Source organism: Coleofasciculus sp. G3-WIS-01 (assembly GCF_040223135.1).
Classification (GTDB): Bacteria; Cyanobacteriota; Cyanobacteriia; order Cyanobacteriales; family Coleofasciculaceae; genus Coleofasciculus.
The window spans coordinates 1-23,414 of record NZ_JAVJZI010000259.1 but is presented as its reverse complement, the minus strand read 5'-3'; the positions used below and the strand labels follow the sequence as shown (position 1 = coordinate 23,414).

Here is a 23,414-nt window from a genome sequence, read left to right as displayed (position 1 = left end):
TATTGAAGATGGAGCTAATGCAATGCTATTGGAATTAAAGCGATTTAATATACCACCCGGTCATAAAGTCTTTCTAGAGGATGTAAGCTGGCAAGAATTTGAAACAATTTTAGAAGAGTTAGGAGAACATCGGGCGTCAAGAGTCGCCTATGAGAACGGACTATTAGAAATTATGACGCCCTTACCAGAGCATGAAACCAGGAAGCTCTTTATCACTAATTTTATTGAAATTCTCCTGGAAGAACTAGATATTGATTTTTATCCTCTTGGTTCTACTACCTTTAAAAATGAGGATATGCTCAAAGGCATAGAACCCGATAACTGCTTTTATATTCAAAATGAAGCCGCAGTAAGAGGAAAAGAACGATTAGACTTATCCGTCGATCCCCCTCCAGACTTAGCTTTAGAGATAGATGTAACGTCTCGCACTCATCCGAGTATTTATGAAGCATTAGGAGTGCCTGAGCTTTGGCGATTTGAGCAGGGCAAGTTACAGATTAATGTATTACAGGATGGGCAGTATATCGAGTCAGGGTTTAGTTCGATTTTTCCTAACCTACCACTTGTTGAGGTAATTCCCCAATATTTGAGCCAGGTAAAGACTGAGGGTAGGAATAAGACGATGAGAGCTTTTCGAGCTTGGGTACGGGAACAAATTACAGGAGCATAACATTTCAGTTGGTTGTTAAGGTAGGGAAAGATGAAGTCAAGGAGGAAAGTATGTCTGAGCAAGACTTAAGTAATGTAGCCAACACACCAAGTACCGAAAGCAGTTCCCCAGAAGACAACTCTGCTGTAAGCGACAATCACGTTTTAGCTAAGTTAATTCTTGAAATTCAGCAAACGCCAGAAGAGTATTTACCGAATTTACTGCAAATCGTTCACTTATTCCGTGAAAGCGTGACAATGAAGCCAGTGCGATCGCAGGTTTCGGAACAGGCAATGGACGAAATAAAAAATCCTGATCCTGTAAAGAAATCAGTACGACAGATTGCGCTGAGTGAACTGCTTAGGCAATGGCGAGAAGAGGGAGATGAGCAGGAGCAAACAGAAACTGCTGAAATTCTCCGTAAGGCACTAGAAGAAGATCAGGTATCTATCTAAACCATTCTATGAGCAGAATAGTATTGCTAGAGTCTGGTCCTTTAGGAATGGTGACAACTCCTAAAGCTAAATCTCCTATATATCAAGAATGTAAACGTTGGTTTGATTCTTTGGAACCAAAGGGTTACACAGTAATATTGCCAGAAATTGCAGACTACGAAGTTCGGCGTGAATTGCTTCGCGCAGGTAAGGTGGCAGGTATCAGGCGACTAGATGAACTAAAAGCTGTACTTACCTACCATCCCATTACTACAGCAGTAATGCTCAAAGCGGCTGAACTTTGGGCAGAAGCACGAAGGAGAGGAAAACCAACGGCAGATTCCAAAGCACTCGATGGGGATGTGATTTTGGCGGCTCAGGCTATATTGGTGGAATAGGAGGGAAATGAAGTTATCATGGCTACAACTGTATTGTGTTCGCTCTCAGCCGTTTGAGAAATATCTGAATCAAACCTAAACCGCACCTTCACCTCCAAAAGCGCGATCGCACAGTGATTTCAAGGAGAAAAACTAATGCCTGTAAATTGGAAAGAATATATCATCAGCACTCCAGAAGTGCTACGAGGTAAACCCAGAATTAAAGGTACTCGGATTCCAGTCAGTCTTATCTTAGGCTACTTGGCAACAGGTAATACTTATGCTCAGATAATTCAAGAGTTTCCTGACTTATCAAAAGAGCAAATAATGGCTTGTCTCGATTATGCCCGCGATTTGTCAGAATTTGAGATAGTTGCTTAATGGGTTTAAAGTTTTTCGTCGATCAATGTGTTCCCTCCTCCATCAGCCAAATTCTGCATGATGCTGACCATGAAGTTTTACTATTAAGGGATTACATCGCTATTGATTCCCCTGATAATGTCGTTATTGCTAAAGCCCAGCAACTTGATGCAATCCTTGTCTCTCTTAATGGAGATTTTGCTGATATTGTTTCCTATCCACCTGGCAACTATCGGGGAATAATTTCGCTTCAGCTCAGAAATCACCCAGAGATTATTCCCCAGTTAATGCAAAGGCTGATAGACTATTTATCAACTCATAACAGCATGGAGCATTATCAGGGTAAACTACTGGTCGTAGAAGTTTATCGAATTCGGATTCGAGAGTAAAAGCTTAACGCGATCGCTGATTAAAACTTACATTATCTGTGCCTTTCACTCCCCATTTTTAAGGGCGCATCGCTATGCGCCCCTACGATGGTGTCAAGAGAATCAATTCGCGATCGCACTCACCCATCCAGAACATGCGATCGCCTCCCCTCATCCTCAAATAACCGCTTTTTGCGCCGTTGCTAGAGACACAGATACCGTTTCCTCATCCGGTTGCGGGTCAAATACCACGACAAACGACCCATGGGGTATAAGCTGACGCAGACACCCCAAGTGACCGTCAGCATCAGACCGACTGCGAAACCGACCCACGATCGTTCGTTGCATATTGGGTAGGAGTTGAGCGATCGCCCAGGGAGTTAGTCGCTCTCGGTAAGTGATTTGATTGAAATTGTATGGCATGATTAGATTATCCGTAAGGAACAAAGGAAAGGGCGTTAGTCAGTCTCTTGGCGGGGATGTACTAACGCTTTTTCTTTTCTGATTAAAGAGCAATACACAACATTTGTCAATTGTCAATACTTGACGCTAAGTTTTAACGCTACTTTAGTGGGAACATTCAGTCAAAGAGTCGATGCTAGAAGAAACACAGCCGTGATGTTTAGGAAGTGCGATCGCACCTTAGCCTCCCAGCCTCTAGGATTGAGACAGGGCGCGTAGGATGGAGTGTTCCCTACCTTACTGGTAGAAGCAAGATAAAATATCTACAAAGCCGCAAACCGCTACTATATGGTGCATCCCCTTCTCGACCAACGCGATATTTTGCAAGTCCTGTTTCATCCCAAACCGGATACAACAGGTAAGCCGCGATCGCCAAATATCCATCTCATTGACGTTGAAGTCGAACCGAGACTCTTTCTCAGAGGACGATTGTACCCAGCCGCCAGCAATTCGCCCGCTATTCTATTTTTCCATGGCAACGGTGAGATTGCGGCTGAATACGATAGCATCGCCAAAATTTTCACTGTCTTGGGCATTACCATGATGGTGATTGACTATCGGGGCTATGGTAAAAGTGATGGGACATCCACCGCCTCTAATCTCCTGGCTGATGCCCTGAAAGTATTCGCTGCTTTTGGTAAAATCTTAACGGCGCATCAACTGTTTCCCCAACGACTTTACGTGATGGGGCGCAGCCTGGGTAGTGTCCCCGCCATTGCTGTTGCCGATCGCGCTCAAGATAAATTAGCCGGAGTGATTATTGATAGTGGCTTTGCCGATACCTTCGCCCTGCTCAAACGTCTTAGCTGGCGGGGTAGAGGTAATGAGGATGAGCGTTTGGGATTTGGGAATACCGAAAAAATCAGCCGCATTTCTATACCAACCTTGATTATTCATGGTGAGAAAGATTCATTAATTCCTCTCCAACAAGGAGAAAAACTATACAACTCTTGTGCCGCCCCAAATAAGCAGTTGATCCGGATTAAAAATGCGGGTCATAACACCTTGATCCGCATGGGGATGTGGCAATACTTTGAAGCAATCCAGAAATTTATCCTCGGTAAATTAGTTTTAGACGAAGCCTCACTATTGCAGTTACTATTACGTCCCCGGCTGAATAATCAGATTACGCCCCTTGAACTCTACCCAGTGGCTGTCGCTGTTGACTCTCAGGTCAAAGTTCGAGGAATCCTCTACCCAGCGGCAACTGATGCCCCGGTTATTCTCTATTTCCCTAATATTAATGAGTTAGCCGCCGATTGTAATTCTATTGCCAAGTTATATCGGCGGATTGGAGTCACACTGCTGGTTTTTGATTACCGGGGTAATGGTGCCAGCGAGGGTCAAGCAACAGCGAATAATGTGTTAACTGATGCGGTAACTATCTTTAATCAGGTTGGTGATATTTTACAGTCAAAAGGGCTTTCCCAAGAGCGACTCTATGTGCTAGGGCGAAGTTTGGGAAGTGCCGCCGCGATCGAAGTGGCAAGGCAAGCCGAAACTCAACTGGCGGGGTTAATTATTGAAAGTGGTTTTGCCCAGCAGTTTCCTCAATTGTCTTATCTGAATACCTCGACGGGAGAAGTAGGGGTGAATGGCGATGTTTTTGGCAATCTGCGGAAGATGGGAGAAATCACTATCCCAACTCTAATTATTCATGGCAGAAAAGATACAGTAATTCCCGTTGCTGAAGGGCAAGAACTCTACTACTACTGTGCGGCACAAGACAAAAAGCTGGTGCTGATTGAAAATGCGGGTCACAATATCAGAATCTCTCTGGAACACAACCAGTTTTTTCATGCCATTCAGAGATTTGTCGGCAATTCAGAGCAATAATTGGTAGTAGGGGTTTGGTAACCAAACCCCTACTTGAAATTGAAACCAGAAGCGCTAACGCACAGGTGGCGGCACCTCTAACCCCACGCGATCGCGTCTAATTCTACCTCTAACCCTAGGCGATTCCTATGTATATTGATCCTATTTCATCACTTATAGTTTTAATCCAAGTATGAACTTTATCAATCCCAAAACCGACTACGCCTTCAAGAAAATATTTGGTTCTGCTGAAAGTAAAGACATTCTGATCAGTTTTCTGAATGCCTTGATTTATGACGGTAACCCTACCATTGAAGACCTAGACATCATCAATCCCAATTTACCGCCAAAAATTGAAGGATTAAAAGACACGTACCTCGATGTTAAAGCAAAACTCAACAACGGCACCTTGGTGATCATCGAAATGCAAGTCCTGAATGTGCAATCCTTTGGCAAGAGAGTCTTATTCAACGCCGCCAAAACCTATGCCTTTCAACTGCAAAAGGGAGAAGGCTACCGAATGCTTAAACCCGTTATCGCTCTAACCCTAACAGATTTTGAGATGTTTCCCCATCGCCATTCGTTTACCTCTCGCTTCGTTTATCGAGAAGTATCCGATGGTTACGTGTATCCCGAAAACGATATTGAACTGGTGTTCATTGAATTGCCAAAGTTTACCAAAGACATCGAACAACTGGAAACCATTACTGATAAATGGATTTACTTTATCAAATCAGCACGCTCTCTTGATCAGGTTCCCACCAATATGGACAACATTCCGGAACTTCACCGAGCCTTTGAAATCGCCAACCAAGCTAACCTCAGCCGTGATGAACTCGAAGATTTTGAGCGTAGAGAAATGTTTATTTATGATCAGCAAGGAGCGGTTGCTCTCGGTCGCGAAGAAGGGATGCAACAAGGGATACAACAAGGTCGAGAACAAGAAAAACGTACAATTGCGGAGAAATTAATCCCTCAAATGGATGATGAAGCAATAGCTGCAACAACAGGATTAAATCTAGAAACTGTGCGAGAGTTGCGCGAGGAAATTCAGTAAATCTTGGGTCAAAAAAATAGGGGTACGGCATTGCCGTACCCCTACTTGAAACCAGAAGCGCTAACGCACAGGTGGCGGCACCTCTAACCCCACGCGATCGCGTCCTCCAATTTTCGGCGCTACCATCGATACTGTAGGCGGATTTCCTTCAGCCAACGTCGGTACCGAACCGCGCAACCGGGCGGTTAACTGCTGCGTCGTCGAGTCATACATCTGCGTGATTAGCTTGGGATACAAGCCAATACCAATAATCGGCACCAGCAAACAGGCAATAATAAACACCTCACGCGGTTCCGCATCCTGTAAAACCTCGTGTTCCACCAGTTCCTTATTCTCGGAACCGTAGAAGATTTCCCGCAGATTTGACAGCAGATAAATTGGCGTCAGAATTACCCCAACGGCTGCCAAAAAGACCACAATTACCTTAAACGTGGAATTGTAGGCATCCGAAGTGGCAAATCCGACAAACACCATTAACTCTGCCACAAACCCACTCATCCCCGGTAACGCCAGAGACGCCATGGAACAAGTCGTCCACATGGCAAAAATCTTCCGCATCCGTTGACCCACGCCCCCCATTTCATCCAACATCAGGGTATGGGTTCGGTCATAAGTTGCCCCGACTAAGAAGAACAGACTCGCCCCAATTAAACCGTGGGACACCATTTGCAACACCGCCCCACTCAAACCCAAGTCGGTAAATGACCCAATCCCGATTAAGACAAAGCCCATGTGGGAAATCGAGGAATAGGCAATCTTGCGCTTGAGGTTGCGTTGGGCAAAAGAGGTTAATGCCGCATAAACGATATTCACCACCCCCAAAATCACCAACACTGGGGCAAAATAGGCATGGGCATCGGGTAACATCCCGGCATTCATGCGAATTAGGGCATATCCACCCATCTTCAACAGAATCCCCGCTAGCAACATGTGAACCGGGGCGGTGGCTTCTCCATGGGCATCGGGTAACCAAGTATGTAAGGGGAAAATCGGTAACTTCACCCCATAAGAAATCATCAAACAAGCATACAGCAACAGTTCCAGATTTAGGGCATAATCCTTTAAAGCGAGCGATCGCATATCAAAGGTGACAGTATCCCCATAGAATGCCATCGCCAACGCCGCGATCAAAATAAACAGCGATCCCCCTGCCGTATACAGAATAAACTTCGTCGCCGCATACAGCCGCTTTTTGCCACCCCAAATCGAAAGCAGCAAATAAACCGGAATTAACTCCAGTTCCCACGCCAGGAAAAACAACAGCATATCCTGAACCGCAAACACGGCAATCTGACCGCCGTACATTGCCAGCATCAGGAAGTAAAACAGCTTAGGCTTTAGGGTTACGGGCCAAGCCGCGAGGATTGCCAACGTCGTCATAAACCCCGTTAACAATACCAAAGGCATCGATAAGCCATCCACCCCTACCGACCAATTCAAGTCTAGGGTGGGCACCCAAGCATACTTCTCAACCAGTTGCAGTCCCGGATTGGCAAAATCATACTTTGTGACGAAAGCACAAACTATCAACGTAAAATCAATCAGCCCAACAATCAGGGCATACCAGCGTTCCCATACGCCATTCTTCTGCGGCAATAATGGAATGCCGACAGAAGCGACGATGGGAAACAGAATAATTACAGTTAACCAAGGAAAATCAGTCATTAGTTCATGGTTCATGGTTCATGGTTCATAGTTTATGGTTTATTGTTCATAGTGTATGGTTAGAACTCAAAACCCGGTTCCCTCAAAGGTCGTGAAGGGTCAAAACCATGCCCTCAAAGGTCGTGAAGGGTCAAGTCAGGGCGGGTGCAAGTCACATTTGTTGTGAGGTAAGAAACGATAGGAGTCAAACCCGCCCCGACAAACTTATCAAGACAACCCAGAAACAATCACAAAACCGAGAACTGCCCCAAAGACAATTAGCGCATAGAATTGAGCGCGACCGTTTTCGAGATATTTGAGTCCTTCACCACTGATCAGGGCAACTAAACCGGTTAAATTAACCGCACCATCGACCACACGGTAGTCTACTTCCATCACCTGGCGGGCTAGGCGGCGACTTCCCTGGACGAATATCCGATCATAAATATCATCGAAATACCACTTGTTGAGGGAAAACTTGTAAAGCGATGTAAAGTTTTTCGCGATCGCGGCGGGGTCAATTTGACGCATCCGGTACATCAGCGATGCTACGGTAATACCAATCAGGGCAATCCCCACTGAGGAACCTGCCATAACCAGAAACTCACTCCAGTTAAACGCCGCTTCATGACTCACCACTTCCGCCACGGTTTCTCCAGGGGCGTGGATAAATTCCTCAAAGTAGTTGTCAAAGGGCATCCCCACCAGACCAATCAGCGTCGAGGGGACAGCGAGTAACAGTAAGGGTAAGGTCATGGTTAAGGGTGATTCATGGGGAGACTCACTATGCCCATGGTCATGATCCTCAGCCTCTAATTCTCGCCTATCCATGGCACCAGGTCCAAAAGCGGGTGCAGGTTCAGCCAAAGCCCCTTTAATTTGTTCCTTAATACTAGTGATATTACCTCGGAAATCGCCCTCAAAGGTCATGAAATACATGCGGAACATATAGAAGGCAGTCAGTCCAGCCGTCAGCCAACCGACAACCCACAGTCCTGGAGAAGCAGCAAAAGCACTGCCTAAGATTTCATCCTTTGACCAGAATCCAGCAAAGGGAGGAATCCCAGAAATTGCCAGAGTGCCAATTAAAAACGTCAGGGAGGTAATCGGCATATACTTCCGCAATCCTCCCATCAGCCGCATATCCTGGGCTAAATCCGGATCATGACCCACCACGGCTTCCATACCATGAATCACAGAACCGGAACAGAGGAAGAGCATGGCTTTAAAATAAGCGTGGGTCATCAGGTGGAATAACCCAGCACTGTATGCGCCAATCCCCATTGCCATCACCATGTAGCCCAACTGGGAGATGGTTGAATAAGCCAGACCCTTTTTGATGTCATTTTGGGTCAGGGCGATGGTTGCCCCTAAAAATGCGGTAAATCCTCCCGTCCAGGCAATGACTGTCATCGCCACAGGGATATTTTCAAACACGGGGTACATGCGGGCAATCAGAAATACCCCAGCCGCAACCATAGTGGCGGCGTGAATCAGTGCGGAAATGGGCGTCGGACCTTCCATCGCGTCAGGAAGCCAAACATGCAAAGGAAATTGAGCAGATTTGGCAACCGGTCCTAAAAAGACTAATACGGCAAACAGGGCGGCGAGTCCGCTGCTAATATAACCGGATTCGACAAAGGCTTCTAAATGGGCGCCCATGACATCAAACTCGAAGCTACCGGTTGCCCAGTACAGCCCTAGGATACCTAAAAGGAGACCAAAGTCCCCCACCCGGTTAACCACAAAGGCTTTTTGACAAGCATCGGCGGCGGCTTTGCGATCGTACCAGAATCCGATGAGTAGGTAAGAACACATGCCCACCAGTTCCCAGAAAATATAGACCTGTATTAGGTTGGGACTAATCACCAGACCCAACATCGAGGAACTAAACAGGCTTAAATAGGCATAGAAGCGCACATAACCGGGGTCATGTGCCATGTAGCCGTCGGTATACACCATAACCAGAAAGGCGACGGTGGTAACGACGACTAACATCAACGCCGTTAGGTTGTCGATGGTGTAACCCATCATTAGGTGGAAATTCCCCGCCGCCGCCCATTCCAGGGTACGGGTAAACGGTTCATGTCCATGAAATTGACTCCAGAAGATGGCAAACGACAGCACCATCGCCGCCCCCAGCAGGGATACGACGAACACGGAGGATAACTGCCGTAGCTGATTTGTGGTTTTGTTGAATGAGATAAGCCCTAAGCCGACTAGCATTGCCCCTGCCAAGGGCAAGACCGGGATCAACCAGGCATATTGATAAAGCGATTCCATGGAAGACAGCTTACTTTAGATTTCTTTACTATTTTGACAAACCGTTAACAACTGTGACATATACCTATACAAAAAGAAAGTTGGCTCGGTGTGAGCCAACCTCAAGTAGAAATACTTATTCTATAAGGAAACTCTTGGGTTGATTAATTTTGCTGATAGTGATGCCTCAAAAACACGAATAGTTCAGTGCAGCGACCTTTCAAATAACCACCCGTTAACCATAAGCCAAAAAGCAGATACCATAAACTTTACAGCCCTGGAGCCTTCTGCCCTGGAACCTTCTGCCTTCTGCTTTTACTAGGCGGCTGATTGAGTTGCATTCTCTAAGGCGGTATGAGTTAAACTTTGCCCCATGGATGCTGAATACTGTGATTCATTGTTCCCGATCAGGTTTTGAATCGCTAAGCGCAAGTCATCTCGTCCTTGAAAGCCTTCTAATCGCTCCACTAACTGACCATTTTCAAATAAGAGCAAGGTGGGTAAAGATTTGAGTTGATAGGCACTGGCAAGCCTAAGACTATTATCCGCATTCACCCGCACGACTTCAATCTGATCGCTCCATTCCTGCTGTACGTCCTCCAACATTGGCTGGATTAGGCGACACAGCCCACACCAAGGTGCCCAAAAATCAACCAGAACCATCTTGGAGTTTTCTAAAACGTATTGCTTAAACGTCTGCTCGTTCACCGACAACACCATGATCCCTCGAATTCTATTGGATTTTTACTCTAGCCTTGGGATCATGCTACATCGAATTGGGATTATTTGAACAATAAATCTACTAATTTTACCAATTTATTTGGGCAGTTGCTCGCATGAGTAGGGGATGCGCCCACCACAACAAGCCGACAAAGCCGATTACGCCTAGATAGGCGGGACGGATAAATTCTTCCCATTTCAGGGTTTGGCGTCCCTGAATTAGCGCCAGGAAAGGAAAAACCGAGGTACGCTCTTTGACGGACTCAAAGGCTTCACCATAGCGCTGGGAAAGCCGTTGATCCCCATGCCAAACCCCAAAGCAATGGTGCAAAATTAATCCCACCGAGGTGAGTAGGGTGAAGCTGGTGCCAATCCAGAGGGTGTGAGCAATACACCAGATCACCTGTCCCACCATTTGCGGATGTCGGGTAATGCGAATAATTCCGGTTTCGTAGAGGTGAACTTGAGGTTTCTGGATGGCGGCGATTTCTAAAAGATTGAATGTCGCGGGGTACAGAAACAAAAAAGAAATCGCTGAAAGCCACCAGACTAGGGACTTGATCCCCGGAATTCCCTGCATCTGCCACAATTGAATCCCATCATAGCGGTGGTTGAAAAAGTAAATAATTAATACAACGGCAAGAGATAGGCTAACCAGAGCAAATAAAATTCGATAGAACCTCGCGCCAATGCGTTGTTCAGCCCAAGGTCGCAGTGCGGCTAGACCACTATGCGCGATCGCAAAGCTCAAAAGCAGTCCAGCCATTACCCAATGACTGGATGTCACGTTAGTCAAGACCCCCATAAATCCTGATGTTGATTCATTGCACAATTCATCCTAGCAAGAATACTCAAAGAGTTGATCCCGTGTTGTGTTACTGTCGATTTCAGGCAGAGGCTTACACGTTCGTTGTCGGCAATCCAATTCATCGTTGACGTTAAATCTTATCTTCAACCCCCCTGGGATTGCCTGTTATTGCTCCTTTTTTGATGGTTTAGCTCCTATGTCTGACCTTCCTTTCACTCTCGATCAACTCCGCATTCTCAAAGCTATCGCTTCTGAGGGGAGTTTCAAACGTGCTGCTGATAGTTTGTACGTTTCCCAACCGGCTGTGAGTTTACAAGTGCAAAACTTGGAACGACAGCTTGATGTTCCTTTATTTGACCGAGGCGGGCGTCGCGCTCAATTGACAGAAGCCGGACACTTACTCCTAAGCTACGGTGAAAAAATCCTCACTCTTTGTCAGGAAACCTGTCGGGCGATTGAAGATTTACAGAATCTCCAGGGTGGAACGCTGATTGTGGGCGCTTCTCAAACCACGGGAACCTATCTCTTACCTCGGATGATTGGCTTGTTTCGACAGAAGTATCCCGATGTTTCAGTACAATTACAAGTCCACTCGACTCGCCGTACCTCTTGGTCTGTTTCCAATGGACAGGTCGATTTAGCCATCATTGGCGGTGAAGTACCCACGGAACTTCAAGAAACTCTACATATTATGCCCTATTCGGAAGACGAGTTGGCGCTCATTCTACCCGTCTTTCACCCCCTGGCAAAGGTGGGAACGGTGTATAAGGAGGATCTGTATAAGTTACAATTTATTGCCCTCGACTCCCAATCCACGATTCGTAAGGTAATCGATCAAGTTCTCACGCGCTGCGATATTGATACCCGACGCCTGAAAATTGAGATGGAACTCAACTCAATTGAGGCAATTAAAAACGCGGTGCAATCTGGATTAGGGGCGGCTTTTGTGTCTATTTCAGCCATCGAAAAAGAATTGCAAATGGGTGTTTTACACCGAGCAACGATAGAAGGCGTTGTGGTGAAGCGAATGTTGTCTTTAATCGTCAATCCCCATCGCTATCGTTCCAAAGCCGCCGAAGCATTCAGCCGGGAAATTTTGCCGCAGTTTGCGCCTCCAGGATGGCAAGAAAATCCACCCTCCTCAGCGCCAATAACTGCTCCTAAATTGAATTCGGCATCATCTCAACCCGCATCGTCTCAACCAACAGGTTAAGGACAGTTGAGCGAAGCGTTTGCGGTTGAAATTGCCAGAGTGTAGAGGTGTGAGAGTGCAGAAGTAAGAGCTACCTGTAGGGGTACGACATGTCGTACCCCTACTAGGACTAGATTCACCGCGTATGTTCTGATTATGAAAGTTAAACGCCTAAAAATAAATAATTTTCGTGGACTTGATGATTTGACATTGGACTTTCAGCAGACATACCCAACTGTAATTATTGGTGTTAACGGAGTCGGAAAGTCAAGTATCCTTGATTGTCTTGCCATACTTTTATCACTGATGACCGGATGGTTGCAAGACTATACTGGATCGGTTCGAGGCTTCAGTGAACAAGATATTACGAATGGAAAAAATGAAACCGATAACGAAATTACAATAGTATACGATTCTCAAGACGTAACTTGGAAGCGTCGTCACCAAAGAGGTTCTCAGCAAATCCCTATTACCGATAACGCCCTAGAGCAACTACTATTACTTGTAGTACCGGGTTTAAAAGAGCGTATGAGTAGCTTTCAGCTGCAAAAGCAGATACGCCCTACCTTAGAGTCTATCGCCAGCAGTGGGGGACTGTACCGAGTTGATTTAGAGGGTATCCGCTCTCAGTGGGAAGCGATGACGGGTAGTGATGAATTTCAAAACTTTGTTGATACAATACGCCGGAATCTTCTTGATGAGCCGTCTGAATTCAACTTACCTCTAATCGTATATTACCCCATTAATCGACAGGTTGTTGATATTCCTTTAGAGGTCACAGAAAACCATGAACTTAAGCAGATCGATGCTTATGAGCAAGCCCTCCAAGCGAGACAAGTAGATTTTAAACGTTTCTTTGAATGGTTTCGAGAACGAGAAGACTTAGAAAATGAATATCGTCTCCAGAATAAAGCCGATTTTATAGACAGCCAGTTAGAAGCGGTAAGACGAGCTATATCGTCTATTCTCGATAATTTTTCCAACTTAAGAGTTCGTCGTTCCCCCTTACGAATGACGATTCAAAAACACGATGAAGAACTTATCATCAATCAACTATCTGATGGAGAGAAATGCTTGCTGGCAATGGTGGGAGATTTGGCTCGACGTTTAGCAATAGCCAATCCCGGTTTAGACGAGCCGCTTCAAGGTAGTGGCGTTGTTCTGATTGATGAAATTGAATTACACTTGCACCCAAAATGGCAACGCGATAGTATTCCAGCACTAACCCGAACCTTCCCGAATTGTCAATTTATTGTCACAACTCACTCACCCCAAGTGATTAGTCAAGTTAAGCCAGAAGGAATCTATATTCTGGAGAAAACCGAGGATGGGATCGTCGCCAAGCAGCCAGAAAGTTCTTATGGTAGAGACAGTAATCGGATTCTGGAAGACTTAATGGATACACCAGAACGTCCGCAGCCAATAAAAGAAAGACTTTTGGAACTGTTTCGACTGATTGATGATGGTAAACTGAGTGAAGCTCGCCAATTAAAAAATAATCTGGCTCAAGAAATTGGGTCAGACGAACCCGAATTTGCTAGTGCGGATATGCTGATTCGCAGAAAAGAGATATTGGGGTGATGAAATATATCAGAAAAGGTCAAGAACCAGAACGATTTACGGCTTGGAAAGCCAGGAAAAATGAAGATTGGCAACCCAATTGGGATGCGTTGCGATCGCCAGAGAAACCAGCCGTCCATCAAGCCTTACTACAGGAACAAGGTTCTATCTGTTGCTACTGTGGTATTCAGATCAGCAGAGAAACCAGCCACATTGAACATTTAAAGCCTCGTACAACCTACCCTAATCTAGAACTTAAATATTCTAATTTATTGGCGTCTTGTCCGGGGGAAGGTGAGTTCTCCGAGGGGAGAAGCTTTAAAAAATTACCTCTATCCCAAAAACATTGTGGATACAAAAAAGAGGATTGGTACGATGCTAATTTGATGGTTTCACCTTTGTTAAAAAACTGTGCTGATTTTTTCAGGTATACAGGAGCGGGAGAGATTTTACCAACCGATGAACCGGGAATGGAGAAAGCAGCAAAAGAAACAATTGAAAGGCTAGGGTTAAATAATCCTAAATTGCAAGCCGCTAGAAAAAAGCAGATTCAAACCCTATTGCCATTAGTTGACAACGCTACAAACGCAGAAATTCAAAAACTTATTCAAGGATATGAACAACGCGATTCCCAGGGAAACCATACGCCATTTTGTTTTGCGATCAAACTGTCGGAGTTATCGCTAATTTACTCTGCTTGTAAAAAAATATTAATTAAACCGTTATGGGATATAGATAGGATGTAATATGTTCGATACATCAATAAAAACCTGAGACCCAGAAGTATTTGTATGACGCTTGATCGAGAACTCGCCAATGACTACCTTTATTTTTTAGCCGAAGAACTGGCGGCTGAGGCTTATAAGTCGGACAGCATTATTCCCTTAGAGAAAAAACTGATTATCAGGGAGCAACATAACTTCATCTTATCGGGGTCTGACCGAATTTTAGATGCTGTCCCCGAAAAAGAAGACCTTGATTTCGCCTTCTTTGCCACTCCTGACATCCTGGAAACGGTTCTGAAACCGGGAACGCCGTCTGGGGCGATAATTTTGCATACTCTCTTCTCCCAAATTGGGAATAGCCGTCTACTCGAAGAGGTTTCTTCTGATCAATTTGAAATTATCGGCACTCCTGAATCATTAGGGCGAGGGGGTAGCTTAGTTGTGCATAAGCAGTACGACTCACAACAGCAAACCTTTTTTATTCAGTGGCAGGTAAAGGGCATACATTATGATCAAGCCGCTTCAACCACAACCGCTGATATTTTTATCGATATCGCAGAGGATCAACAGTCGGTTCACAAACAGGTTAAATACTTGATATCAAGCATAAATATGCCGATTCAGCAGCATATTTATACTAATTTGCCGGAAAAATCCAGCCTGCACCAGCAGAATCCCTATCATCTGTTGGTACTTCATCATCGCACCCATGAAGTGGTGATGACGTTACAAACCCTAGAGGCATTAGGATTTACCATTGATGCCTTTATTGGCATTCCCTATGGTGAAAGCAATTGGCCCACCATGAGGATGTTAGATTATGTGTCGAGTCAAAGCTATCGATGTTTACGCATGATTCAACATCCGATTGAACCGACGCAATACCGATTTGACTTTAAGCAATCCTCTTTTCTTTTGAGTGCTGATGAAGCGTTGTTTACCGACTTATATAACGACTCGAACGTGAATCGGGACTATATGAGTGCAATGACAACCTTAGTGGAAACCGAACTGGTTCGCAGTGTTCAACGATGTCTCCAAGAAAAGACCAAATTTTTGATTTATGAAGATGGCGGATATGCCATACCTCTGATTTATCAAATTTATAACGATTCCAGCCATCCTTGGCATTCCCTGTTCAAACAAGCTGTGGATGAAACGATAATTGTTGGTGCCGTTGAAGTGACAGGGGCTGGAGAACGCAGAGACTTGGCAGCAATTGAATCGAATCAAGGAAAAGCCTTGCTGCCGGTACTCTCAACCGCACGGGATGACATCAAAACTATTTTTGAGGCAAAAGGAGTTTCACAAGCAATTATTGACTCCACGTCAACGGCATTAGGTCGATTAGGATTGCCCACATTTGAAACCCGTAAAGTGGCAGTTATTGGTGGCAATGGGGCAATCGGTACTCGACTGGTTGAAGAATTGACCGAAATGCAGAATAGCACCAGTAATGTGTTTGCCATAGATATTGTCGATCACGCCTTTTATCGAGAAATTGACAGCGAAAGGTTTCCCTATGTAGCCATAAAAGTTGATTACTTAAACTTGGGTCGATATGTTGTCGAAGACAACTGTTTACCGGTGATTATCGATTTGTCGTTTGGCAATCGTAGTCTGCACCTATACAACCAGACGCTGGAGAAATCCGTGCGCGAGTTCTTTTCAGTCTCTTCCCCCTACGCCTCCTTTACGGAATTAGTCTTTACCAATTCTTTCCCACATCCAGACATTTCCTTGGAGATGCTATGGCAAGAACTGGACAGATTGAATCAGTTATGGGATTCTATCAGACAGGAGTCTGGGTATGTGGCAGAGAAAATGGAATTCTTGCCCAATGGACAAGGGATGATTCAATTCTTTAGTAACGGCAATTTATCCAAAAAAGTCACGTTATTAGTCTCAGAACAGGTACTCTCGTTCAAAAAAGTGACGCGCCTGATTCAGAACCATGTTGATACCATAATTGGCATGACGGGGTTACCTGTATTCGATGAACAGGATATCAATGCGTTTTTGACCAGACATAACAGTGGAAATCCGGTTGATGAACTTGTCCTGGTTAGTGGTTCATCCAAGGATTATGAATTCAAAAAAGCCATTGCTTTTCTGGATGAATTGTTAGCGGTTCTTTCCGAAAAAACGATAGATATTCAGCAACAGTTGACCGGGTATACGAGGTGTTATGAACAACAGATGTGCTTTATCGCCGACGATGACATGGATATGATCCGTCAAGTTTTGGCTTCTGGGAAAACACCTGATGCCCTCGTTGCCCAACTTAAACAATATCCTGAATTGCTCAAAATTAGTGGATTGAAAGATGCCCAACCTGATACCTGGGCGTCTGGTTTCGCGGCATGGATTCGGCGTAAGATTAAAAGCAGTCTTTCAATTCGTAAATCCATTCACCAGGATATTGGTACAATCTATCATATTCAGTTTAACGGGCAGTCGAAACGATTAGTCCTGTTAGCCGATGGCTTTGTGATCAACTTTTTTGCCAAACATGAGAAAGGCGTAAAAACCGAATATATTGATCCCATTGTCACGATGCAACTGCTAGGATTAGTGAAACTGGCGACGACGGAAAAAGCAATAGAACCCGGGGTTTATCGCATGGAGCAACAGATCAAAACTGAGGATATCAATCTGTTTTGGCAGGCACTTGATGATAAGAGCCGCCCGATACAATTTTAGCCTCGTAGGTTGGGTTGAGGAACGAAACCCAACAGGCTAACGATGGTGTTGGGTTTCGTTCCTTAACCCAACCTACTTACTACTTGCTACATTTTGAAGTTCGGAGTCTGGGATGTATAATAGGGCAACGAGTAGCTGAAACATAGATTCTGTCTAATCAGCTCTTGGATAATAGAGTAGAGGTAAAATTGACATAATGGTTAGAGTGTTTACAAGTTCTGTTATCAATGCTCCTATTGATAACGTATGGATGAAGAGCAGAGATTTTAATGCTCTGCCTAACTGGCATCCAGCTATTGCTAACAGTTTCATAGAAGATGGTGAGCCCAGCGATAAAGTTAACTGTATTCGTCATTTCAATCTCAAAGAAGGGGGTACTATTCGCGAAAAGCTATTGGCTCTCAGCGACTTAGATTATTTATTCTCCTACTCAATTCTAGAATCACCCATGCCCTTAAAGAACTATGTGGCAACATTGCAGCTTAAACCAATCACAGATGGAGATTTAACTTATGCTGAATGGACAGCCCTATTTGACTGTGATATCCAAGCCGAAAAGAATCTGGTTAAATTAATAGGTGATGGTGTTTTTTCGACAGGTTTCAACTCATTGAACCAGATATTTAGGGAATAGGGAGAATTGCTAACATAAGAGATGCACGGGATGGGAGCGAGAGGCTAAAACTCGATAAACTAGAAGAAGTGTAAAGTGACGCAAGGCGGTTACAAGGCGGATTTTGGATCAAGGGTTTTGATGATGCCAAAATGCTCAGGCATTGCATTGCCGTGCCCCTACAGATAAAATTATGATTTCTAAAGAGAAACTCTATGTCAACCAAAAACGCTAGCTATTGGATTGAAAAGCTTGGACTTGAAAAACATCCAGAAGGAGGGTACTACAAGGAGACTTATCGTTGTGAGCAAGAAATACCTCACGAAAATCTACCCAAACGATTTGAAGGTTCTCGGAATGCGGCAACCGCCATCTATTTTTTATTAGAGGGAACTGATTTTTCGGCGCTGCATCGCCTCGATTCCGATGAGTTATGGCATTTTTATGCCGGGAGTTCATTAACCGTTCATGTGATTGAGGAATCGGGAAACTATTGTGCGATCAAACTCGGTGATAATTTTGACGAGGGTGAGGTGTTTCAAGCCTTAGTCAAAGCGGGATGTTGGTTTGGCTCGACGGTGAATGATCCGCAATCTTATGCACTGGTGGGCTGTACCGTACATCCCGGTTTTGATTTTAATGATTTTGAGTTGGCTAAACGAGAGGAATTAACTAAGCTTTATCCTCAACATCAGTCTCTGATTGAGAAAATGACACGAATTTGATAATTTTAGAGGCTACAATTTATCTAGATTCTCAGACTCTTCCGGAATAGGGAGTTGTTTTGATTTAGCCACATCGGTTAGGGACACGGCATTGCCGTGCCCCTACCTACCGTATCCCCTAAGGTTTCCAATTCTCACAAAAAACATAAGCCGGATTTGGTATTACAGGTCAATTTCATCACCAATTAGTTGGACGTTCCCTTTTTGGCTTAATTTATATTTGATCACAAGTGCGATCGCATCCAGACAAATTCTACAACCTCATGGTCAGTCCCAATACCCTCGTTCTACCTCAACCTCACGCCATCCAGGGAACTTATCCCTTAAGTGTCGCGCCGATGATGGATCGCACAGATCGCCATTTTCGGTATTTCATGCGCCAGATTACCCGCCGCACTCTCCTCTATACCGAGATGGTGACCAGTGCAGCTATTATACATGGCGATCGCGAACACCTGTTGGGTTTTTCCCCCCAAGAGAAACCCTTGGTGCTGCAAGTGGGTGGAGATAATCCCCTAGAACTCGCCGAATGCGCCCGAATTGCCCAAGGGATGGGGTATGACCAGATTAATCTTAACGTGGGATGTCCCAGCGATCGCGTCCAAAATGGTAACTTTGGTGCTTGTCTGATGGCGCAACCGGAACGGGTAGCGCGGGGGGTGGAAGCGATGATTAAGGCGGTTAAAATACCTGTTACCGTCAAGCATCGGATTGGTATTGATGAGTGCGATCGCTATGAGGATATGGCAAACTTTGTCCGTATTGTCTCAGCAGCCGGATGTCAGCATTTTAGCGTTCATGCGCGGAAAGCTTGGTTACAAGGATTAAGTCCCAAGGAAAATCGCACGGTTCCCCCCTTACGGTATAGTGATGTGCATCGCCTCAAGCAAGAATTTCCCCAGTTATTTATTGAAATTAACGGCGGATTTACCAGTTTAGAACAGGTACAGGAACAGTTAAAATTTGTCGATGCGGTAATGATTGGACGCGCCGCTTATGATAATCCCTACCTGTTCCCTCAAGCCGATTGTCAGATATTTGGGGAGGAAAGTATACCCCCCACTCGCCATCAGGTTGTGGAAGGGATGTTAAATTATATTGATTATTGGGTAGCAAAAGGACTGAAGCTTAATAAAATAACCCGCCATATCCTGCAATTATTTTCAGGACAACCTGGGAGTCGCGCTTGGAAGCGACATTTAACCGAAAAATCTTGTATTACGGGTGCAGGTTCTGAGGTAGTGCGGGAAGCCTTGGCGAAAGTACCTGACTTTTCCCTGAGTGTTAGATGAAACTGAAATAGATTTATGATTGAACCCGAGTTATTTGATGGAATTAAGTTACTGGTAAATTTGCCTGAACACAATCTTTACTCTGGTATGCAAGGGGCGATTGTAGAATGTTACTCGGATCATTCGACCGAGTAACAGATTCATTTCACTGAATATTGGCAAAAACTTTTTCTGTGTTATAACCCACATTCCGCACTTCAAATTGAAGTGCGGAATGTGGGCTGACAGGAGCGTACCATTGACCCTAAAACACCGTCCGGGATTCCAGATGCGCCTCGATATCCTGACGAGTCCGCCAAACCGGTCGCAATTCCTTCCGTGCATACAAGGGTAACTGATCCCCAATATGCCTAGAACCCGGTTGTGTGGCATTGCCATAAACCGTGAGTACCCTTGCTTTAACCGGATCAGAAAACTCGATCGCGGCAATATAACTATCCCCAGCCACTGATCGCAACTTTGTCTCATCCATTGGTGCGAAATCAATCACCTGGAAACTGCCTAACTGCCCAGAAGCTCCACTTCCGGGTAAATCCACGTCCCCATACTTCAATCGCGCCCTCTCACCCCAAGGAACATCTAACCTGCCATAATCCGACTTAACCCTAGCGGCGGCTCCTGCTAAAGTCTTCACCGCCGCCACCGGATCTGCCAAACTATCTGGAGTAGTCAGAGGCGATTGAGGGTTCCAACTCGTCGCAAACTGATTATTATTCGGCATTAACTGTACCCAAGTAGCAAACAAAACCGTCCCCCGACTGTCTGCATTTGCCTGTCGATCCCAGTTGGCTAAGACATTCGCTGCTTCATTGGCTAATTCATCCCCCGACTGTCGTGTTGCAGCAATTAAGTCATCTAGTATCCGATCTGCAAATTCTAGACGCGACGAAAATTTTTTAGCAATCATCTCCTCAAAACTAATTGGATTCTCCGCCATCAGCATCTTCGCTGATCCCTGGGCGCGAAAACTCATCGATTGGGGTGCCATATAGGGCGGATAATCATCAGGGTTAATCCTTTGCGGAAATGTGGTTGTCCAGGGTGGATCATTGGCATTTTGTAACCAACCCGTTTCTGGGTCAAGAATACGAGGTAAATCTGAATATGAATGATACCTTGTCCATAAGGTTTCGGAGGTATCGCCGGGAACCACACCCTGCCAATAGTGCCAATCTCCCTGAGAACGCACGGGTACTTGACCATTAAAGATATGCAAAATATGCCCATCTCGGTCAGCATAGAGGATGGTAAACATGGGCAGTTGTAAACGGGCGACGGCTGTCTCAAACTCTTGGCGATTACGCGATCGCACCATATCCCACAACTGCGCCATTAACTGCGGTTGATCTAACCCCACCACCCGCAACGCGATCGCATTCCCTTCTTGTTGCGTAACCACAGCACCATGAATCGACCGCCGAATCACCAGTTCCTCTTCCTTTATTGTCCCATTTTCCTGCTTCACCTTCAGGGTTTGGGTTTCACTTTCAAAGGGACGAACTTGCCCATCAAACTCATATCCCCCATCAGCCAAAGTGAGTTGATAAGCCGTCCAACCCCGATGGGTATTGACTGTCGCTGTCCAACCCAAGTGATCATTAAACGCGATCGAGAACATAGGCATTCCCACCAACGCCGCCCCATAAGCATCAATTCCTGGGGCGGTTAACTGGGCTTCGTACCACAGATAAAAATTCGACCAGGGTAAGTGGGGATTCGCCAGTAGCATGGCATTTCCACTCGCCGAATGAGACGGTGCGATCGCCCATCCATTAGAACCGGCTTGAGACTCTCCCGATTTCAATGATTCCCAGCGCTGGGGATTCACCACAAAGTTAAAATGAGTCACCCGTTGCAAATGTGCCAACACATCCACCCCATCCACAGGCAACACCACCTTGACCTTATCGTCAATTTCCTCATCATGTTCGCAGGCATAACGATTAATTCCCGCCGCAAAGCTATCCAGATAACGCCGCATCGTTGGATCTTGCGCCTCGTACCATTCCTGCGCCCTGGCGGGAATGCCCATAGTGCGGACATACTTATCAGAGTCCAAATAGTCTTGACCCCAATACTCGGCAGCCTTACCCCGTGCCTGTCCGTATAACTGTAGAATCAGGTTGCCATGACTCGCCGCTTGCGCCCAGCCAAACCCTTGGAATAGATTCTCTATATTATTCCCGTAAATATGCGGTACGCCCCATGTATCCCAAAGAATCTCTGTTTGATCGTCTCCAGTAACTGGACGGTTAATTCCCCAGGCTACAGTAAATATAACCGTCAGCAATACTACGATCAAAACTGAAAATTTTTTGTTCAATCGGGACATTCGCAATTAAAATAAACGTCGATATTTTTGTATGACTATAAATTATAGACTTTATTTGTTTAATCAACCACAATGAATTGTAAAATATTCCTTGAGGCTGAGTTCCTTCTTGGCTGCACCATTTTAGTGGCAATACGTTAAACTAGAAATTAGGTTAAGAATGGTAACCTAAACATCTCTAAAAAGAATAGAACATTAATGTCCACTGCTTTAATTACTGGAGCGTCGGCAGGACTGGGGGCTACATTTGCTCAGGAACTCGCTAAACGGCAAACCGATTTAGTGATTGTGGCTCGTTCCCAAACCAAACTACAGCAACTTGCCCAAGATTTACAAGCCACCTATGGGATTCAAGTTGAGGTTATTCCCCAGGATCTTACCGCACCTGATGCCGTCCCACACGTCTTTGAAATAGTCAATCAGAAAAATATTTCCATCGATTTACTGATTAATAATGCTGGGTTTGGCGACTACGGTGCCTTTAGTCAGACGTCTCGGCGTAAACAGCTAGAGATGATTCAGCTTAATATCCTGGCGTTGGTAGACTTGACTTATCACGTTCTCCCCCAGATGCAACAACGAGGTTCTGGAATTATTATTAACCTCTCCTCAATTGCTGGGTTTCAACCGCTCCCGTATCTATCCATCTATTCAGCAACTAAAGCCTTTGTTCTTAGTTTCAGTGAGGCGCTTTGGGCAGAAAATCAGCACACGGGTGTTAAAGTTCTGGCAGCTTGTCCTGGACCAACGGAAACGAACTTTTTCACCACGGCGAATTTTGCCGAATATGCTCCTGAGAGTTTAAAACAGCAACAAACCGATTCCCCAGAGGTAGTGGTTCAGGAAATTCTCCAGGCTCTAGATGCTGATGATTGTACGGTAGTAACAGGGCGGTGGCAGAATAATTTTATCGTTAATCTGCCCCGATTATTGCCCAGAAAAACCTTGGTGCAGATTGTCGAACAGCAATTTCGTCCTCAAAAATAAAGAAAAAGGGAACAGGGAACAGGGAACAGGGAACAGGGAATTCAAGAGCGGCTGATATCAGTTATTGGGGAAGAGGTAATTGGGAATATTCTCTCTCATCACCCCCTGCTCCCCCTGCTCCCCCTGCTTCCCCTGCTCCCAGACGCGCCATGGCGCGTCTCTACATGCTCCCCTAACGGGCTAAATCAGAATAGAGGTTTGCTCGGAAGCGGTGACTGAGAGTCCTTCTAAAATTAAGGATGGGGTATAACATGGACCATTCCAATCCGCATCTTCACCGAGGGCAATAATCTGCTTAAGGGCGGTATAGACGTTACCCGCGACCATAG

22 protein-coding genes and 1 pseudogene are annotated in these 23,414 nt (G+C 45.3%); 16 read left to right on the top strand and 7 right to left on the bottom strand.

Features of this window, described 5'->3' with window-relative positions; all coding sequences use genetic code 11:
- Positions 1–22 precede the first annotated feature (22 nt).
- The 5 genes and pseudogenes from RIM23_RS27550 to RIM23_RS27530 all read left to right on the top strand — a co-directional run bounded on the left by RIM23_RS27550 (position 23) and on the right by RIM23_RS27530 (position 2,209).
- Positions 23–670, top strand: coding sequence for a Uma2 family endonuclease (locus tag RIM23_RS27550; RefSeq protein ID WP_446371238.1), 648 nt, complete (start codon positions 23–25; stop codon positions 668–670).
- Positions 671–720: 50 nt separating this feature from the next.
- Positions 721–1,104, top strand: a complete 384-nt coding sequence (locus RIM23_RS27545; protein WP_446371236.1) for a hypothetical protein — start codon at positions 721–723, stop codon at positions 1,102–1,104.
- Positions 1,105–1,112: 8 nt separating this feature from the next.
- Positions 1,113–1,478: pseudogene (locus RIM23_RS27540) on the top strand (type II toxin-antitoxin system VapC family toxin); the annotation flags it as partial.
- A 138-nt stretch (positions 1,479–1,616) separates the two neighbouring features.
- Positions 1,617–1,841, top strand: coding sequence for a DUF433 domain-containing protein (locus tag RIM23_RS27535; protein WP_446348241.1), 225 nt, complete (start codon positions 1,617–1,619; stop codon positions 1,839–1,841).
- Positions 1,841–2,209: a DUF5615 family PIN-like protein gene (locus RIM23_RS27530; protein WP_446353111.1), complete on the top strand. Its 369-nt coding sequence runs from the start codon at positions 1,841–1,843 to the stop codon at positions 2,207–2,209. The genes RIM23_RS27535 and RIM23_RS27530 overlap by 1 nt, the downstream gene beginning before the upstream one ends.
- Positions 2,210–2,365: 156 nt before the next feature.
- Here the strand turns inward: RIM23_RS27530 and RIM23_RS27525 are convergent, their stop codons facing one another.
- Positions 2,366–2,611: a hypothetical protein gene (locus RIM23_RS27525; RefSeq protein WP_446371234.1), complete on the bottom strand. Its 246-nt coding sequence runs from the start codon at positions 2,609–2,611 to the stop codon at positions 2,366–2,368.
- Positions 2,612–2,938: 327 nt separating this feature from the next.
- Here RIM23_RS27525 and RIM23_RS27520 point away from each other — a divergent pair, with 327 nt between their 5' ends.
- Both RIM23_RS27520 and RIM23_RS27515 read left to right on the top strand, forming a co-directional pair.
- Entirely contained in the window at positions 2,939–4,486 is a 1,548-nt protein-coding gene (locus RIM23_RS27520) for an alpha/beta hydrolase (protein WP_446371232.1), read from the top strand.
- Positions 4,487–4,658: 172 nt separating this feature from the next.
- Complete coding sequence (locus RIM23_RS27515; RefSeq protein WP_446353116.1) at positions 4,659–5,522, top strand: Rpn family recombination-promoting nuclease/putative transposase; 864 nt, start codon at positions 4,659–4,661, stop codon at positions 5,520–5,522.
- Between the two features lie 60 nt (positions 5,523–5,582).
- On the opposite strand, the gene RIM23_RS27510 is transcribed toward RIM23_RS27515, so the two are convergent.
- From RIM23_RS27510 to RIM23_RS27495, 4 genes are all read right to left on the bottom strand, one after another.
- Positions 5,583–7,187 (bottom strand): NAD(P)H-quinone oxidoreductase subunit 4, encoded by a 1,605-nt coding sequence (locus RIM23_RS27510; RefSeq protein ID WP_446371282.1) that lies wholly within the window; start codon positions 7,185–7,187, stop codon positions 5,583–5,585.
- Between the two features lie 207 nt (positions 7,188–7,394).
- Complete coding sequence (locus RIM23_RS27505) at positions 7,395–9,449, bottom strand: NAD(P)H-quinone oxidoreductase subunit 5 (protein WP_446371230.1); 2,055 nt, start codon at positions 9,447–9,449, stop codon at positions 7,395–7,397.
- A gap of 297 nt (positions 9,450–9,746) precedes the next feature.
- Positions 9,747–10,148, bottom strand: coding sequence for a thioredoxin (gene trxA / locus RIM23_RS27500; RefSeq protein ID WP_446353122.1), 402 nt, complete (start codon positions 10,146–10,148; stop codon positions 9,747–9,749).
- 88 nt (positions 10,149–10,236) lie between these two features.
- Positions 10,237–10,953, bottom strand: a complete 717-nt coding sequence (locus RIM23_RS27495; RefSeq protein ID WP_446371228.1) for an NnrU family protein — start codon at positions 10,951–10,953, stop codon at positions 10,237–10,239.
- 199 nt (positions 10,954–11,152) lie between these two features.
- Between RIM23_RS27495 and RIM23_RS27490 the strand changes: the two genes are divergently transcribed.
- The 8 genes from RIM23_RS27490 (at position 11,153) to RIM23_RS27455 (ending at position 19,901) form a co-directional block, all read left to right on the top strand.
- Positions 11,153–12,169, top strand: a complete 1,017-nt coding sequence (locus RIM23_RS27490; protein ID WP_446371226.1) for a LysR substrate-binding domain-containing protein — start codon at positions 11,153–11,155, stop codon at positions 12,167–12,169.
- A 135-nt stretch (positions 12,170–12,304) separates the two neighbouring features.
- Complete coding sequence (locus RIM23_RS27485) at positions 12,305–13,729, top strand: AAA family ATPase (RefSeq protein WP_446371224.1); 1,425 nt, start codon at positions 12,305–12,307, stop codon at positions 13,727–13,729.
- Positions 13,729–14,454, top strand: a complete 726-nt coding sequence (locus tag RIM23_RS27480) for a retron system putative HNH endonuclease (RefSeq protein ID WP_446371222.1) — start codon at positions 13,729–13,731, stop codon at positions 14,452–14,454. The genes RIM23_RS27485 and RIM23_RS27480 overlap by 1 nt, the downstream gene beginning before the upstream one ends.
- A 45-nt stretch (positions 14,455–14,499) precedes the next feature.
- Positions 14,500–17,136: a hypothetical protein gene (locus RIM23_RS27475; RefSeq protein ID WP_446371220.1), complete on the top strand. Its 2,637-nt coding sequence runs from the start codon at positions 14,500–14,502 to the stop codon at positions 17,134–17,136.
- Positions 17,137–17,332: 196 nt separating this feature from the next.
- Entirely contained in the window at positions 17,333–17,770 is a 438-nt protein-coding gene (locus RIM23_RS27470; RefSeq protein WP_446371218.1) for an SRPBCC family protein, read from the top strand.
- Between the two features lie 194 nt (positions 17,771–17,964).
- On the top strand, positions 17,965–18,474 hold the full coding sequence (locus RIM23_RS27465) for a cupin domain-containing protein (RefSeq protein WP_446361420.1): 510 nt from the start codon (positions 17,965–17,967) through the stop codon (positions 18,472–18,474).
- Between the two features lie 263 nt (positions 18,475–18,737).
- Positions 18,738–19,766, top strand: a complete 1,029-nt coding sequence (gene dusA, locus RIM23_RS27460; protein WP_446371216.1) for a tRNA dihydrouridine(20/20a) synthase DusA — start codon at positions 18,738–18,740, stop codon at positions 19,764–19,766.
- 15 nt (positions 19,767–19,781) lie between these two features.
- The gene (locus RIM23_RS27455; protein WP_446371214.1) at positions 19,782–19,901 is read left to right on the top strand and encodes a DUF4926 domain-containing protein; all 120 of its coding nucleotides are present in this window, start codon (positions 19,782–19,784) and stop codon (positions 19,899–19,901) included.
- Between the two features lie 109 nt (positions 19,902–20,010).
- Here RIM23_RS27455 and RIM23_RS27450 read toward each other — a convergent pair whose 3' ends face one another.
- Complete coding sequence (locus tag RIM23_RS27450) at positions 20,011–22,098, bottom strand: acylase (protein ID WP_446371212.1); 2,088 nt, start codon at positions 22,096–22,098, stop codon at positions 20,011–20,013.
- A gap of 198 nt (positions 22,099–22,296) precedes the next feature.
- Between RIM23_RS27450 and RIM23_RS27445 the strand changes: the two genes are divergently transcribed.
- Positions 22,297–23,085 carry an SDR family NAD(P)-dependent oxidoreductase gene (locus RIM23_RS27445; protein WP_446371210.1) on the top strand — a complete coding sequence of 263 codons (789 nt, stop codon included), beginning with the start codon at positions 22,297–22,299 and terminating at the stop codon, positions 23,083–23,085.
- Positions 23,086–23,265: 180 nt separating this feature from the next.
- Here RIM23_RS27445 and RIM23_RS27440 read toward each other — a convergent pair.
- The coding region (locus RIM23_RS27440) for a metallopeptidase TldD-related protein (RefSeq protein ID WP_446371280.1) at positions 23,266–23,414 on the bottom strand (149 nt) is incomplete at its 5' end.

What these genes read in the sequence shown, in the direction of transcription:
- RIM23_RS27485 (WP_446371224.1), top strand. Translation starts at nt 12,305, where the DNA reads ATGAAAGTTAAACGCCTAAAAATAAATAATTTTCGTGGACTTGATGAT.
- RIM23_RS27480 (WP_446371222.1), top strand. Translation starts at nt 13,729, where the DNA reads ATGAAATATATCAGAAAAGGTCAAGAACCAGAACGATTTACGGCTTGG.
- RIM23_RS27470 (WP_446371218.1), top strand. Translation starts at nt 17,333, where the DNA reads ATGGTTAGAGTGTTTACAAGTTCTGTTATCAATGCTCCTATTGATAAC.
- RIM23_RS27450 (WP_446371212.1), bottom strand. Translation starts at nt 22,098, where the DNA reads ATGTCCCGATTGAACAAAAAATTTTCAGTTTTGATCGTAGTATTGCTG.
- RIM23_RS27535 (WP_446348241.1), top strand. Translation starts at nt 1,617, where the DNA reads ATGCCTGTAAATTGGAAAGAATATATCATCAGCACTCCAGAAGTGCTA.
- RIM23_RS27455 (WP_446371214.1), top strand. Translation starts at nt 19,782, where the DNA reads ATGATTGAACCCGAGTTATTTGATGGAATTAAGTTACTGGTAAATTTG.
- RIM23_RS27445 (WP_446371210.1), top strand. Translation starts at nt 22,297, where the DNA reads ATGTCCACTGCTTTAATTACTGGAGCGTCGGCAGGACTGGGGGCTACA.
- RIM23_RS27510 (WP_446371282.1), bottom strand. Translation starts at nt 7,187, where the DNA reads ATGACTGATTTTCCTTGGTTAACTGTAATTATTCTGTTTCCCATCGTC.
- RIM23_RS27465 (WP_446361420.1), top strand. Translation starts at nt 17,965, where the DNA reads ATGTCAACCAAAAACGCTAGCTATTGGATTGAAAAGCTTGGACTTGAA.
- RIM23_RS27490 (WP_446371226.1), top strand. Translation starts at nt 11,153, where the DNA reads ATGTCTGACCTTCCTTTCACTCTCGATCAACTCCGCATTCTCAAAGCT.
- RIM23_RS27520 (WP_446371232.1), top strand. Translation starts at nt 2,939, where the DNA reads ATGGTGCATCCCCTTCTCGACCAACGCGATATTTTGCAAGTCCTGTTT.
- dusA (WP_446371216.1), top strand. Translation starts at nt 18,738, where the DNA reads ATGGTCAGTCCCAATACCCTCGTTCTACCTCAACCTCACGCCATCCAG.
- RIM23_RS27515 (WP_446353116.1), top strand. Translation starts at nt 4,659, where the DNA reads ATGAACTTTATCAATCCCAAAACCGACTACGCCTTCAAGAAAATATTT.
- RIM23_RS27545 (WP_446371236.1), top strand. Translation starts at nt 721, where the DNA reads ATGTCTGAGCAAGACTTAAGTAATGTAGCCAACACACCAAGTACCGAA.
- RIM23_RS27505 (WP_446371230.1), bottom strand. Translation starts at nt 9,449, where the DNA reads ATGGAATCGCTTTATCAATATGCCTGGTTGATCCCGGTCTTGCCCTTG.
- RIM23_RS27550 (WP_446371238.1), top strand. Translation starts at nt 23, where the DNA reads ATGCTATTGGAATTAAAGCGATTTAATATACCACCCGGTCATAAAGTC.
- RIM23_RS27475 (WP_446371220.1), top strand. Translation starts at nt 14,500, where the DNA reads ATGACGCTTGATCGAGAACTCGCCAATGACTACCTTTATTTTTTAGCC.
- trxA (WP_446353122.1), bottom strand. Translation starts at nt 10,148, where the DNA reads ATGGTGTTGTCGGTGAACGAGCAGACGTTTAAGCAATACGTTTTAGAA.
- RIM23_RS27495 (WP_446371228.1), bottom strand. Translation starts at nt 10,953, where the DNA reads ATGGGGGTCTTGACTAACGTGACATCCAGTCATTGGGTAATGGCTGGA.
- RIM23_RS27530 (WP_446353111.1), top strand. Translation starts at nt 1,841, where the DNA reads ATGGGTTTAAAGTTTTTCGTCGATCAATGTGTTCCCTCCTCCATCAGC.
- RIM23_RS27525 (WP_446371234.1), bottom strand. Translation starts at nt 2,611, where the DNA reads ATGCCATACAATTTCAATCAAATCACTTACCGAGAGCGACTAACTCCC.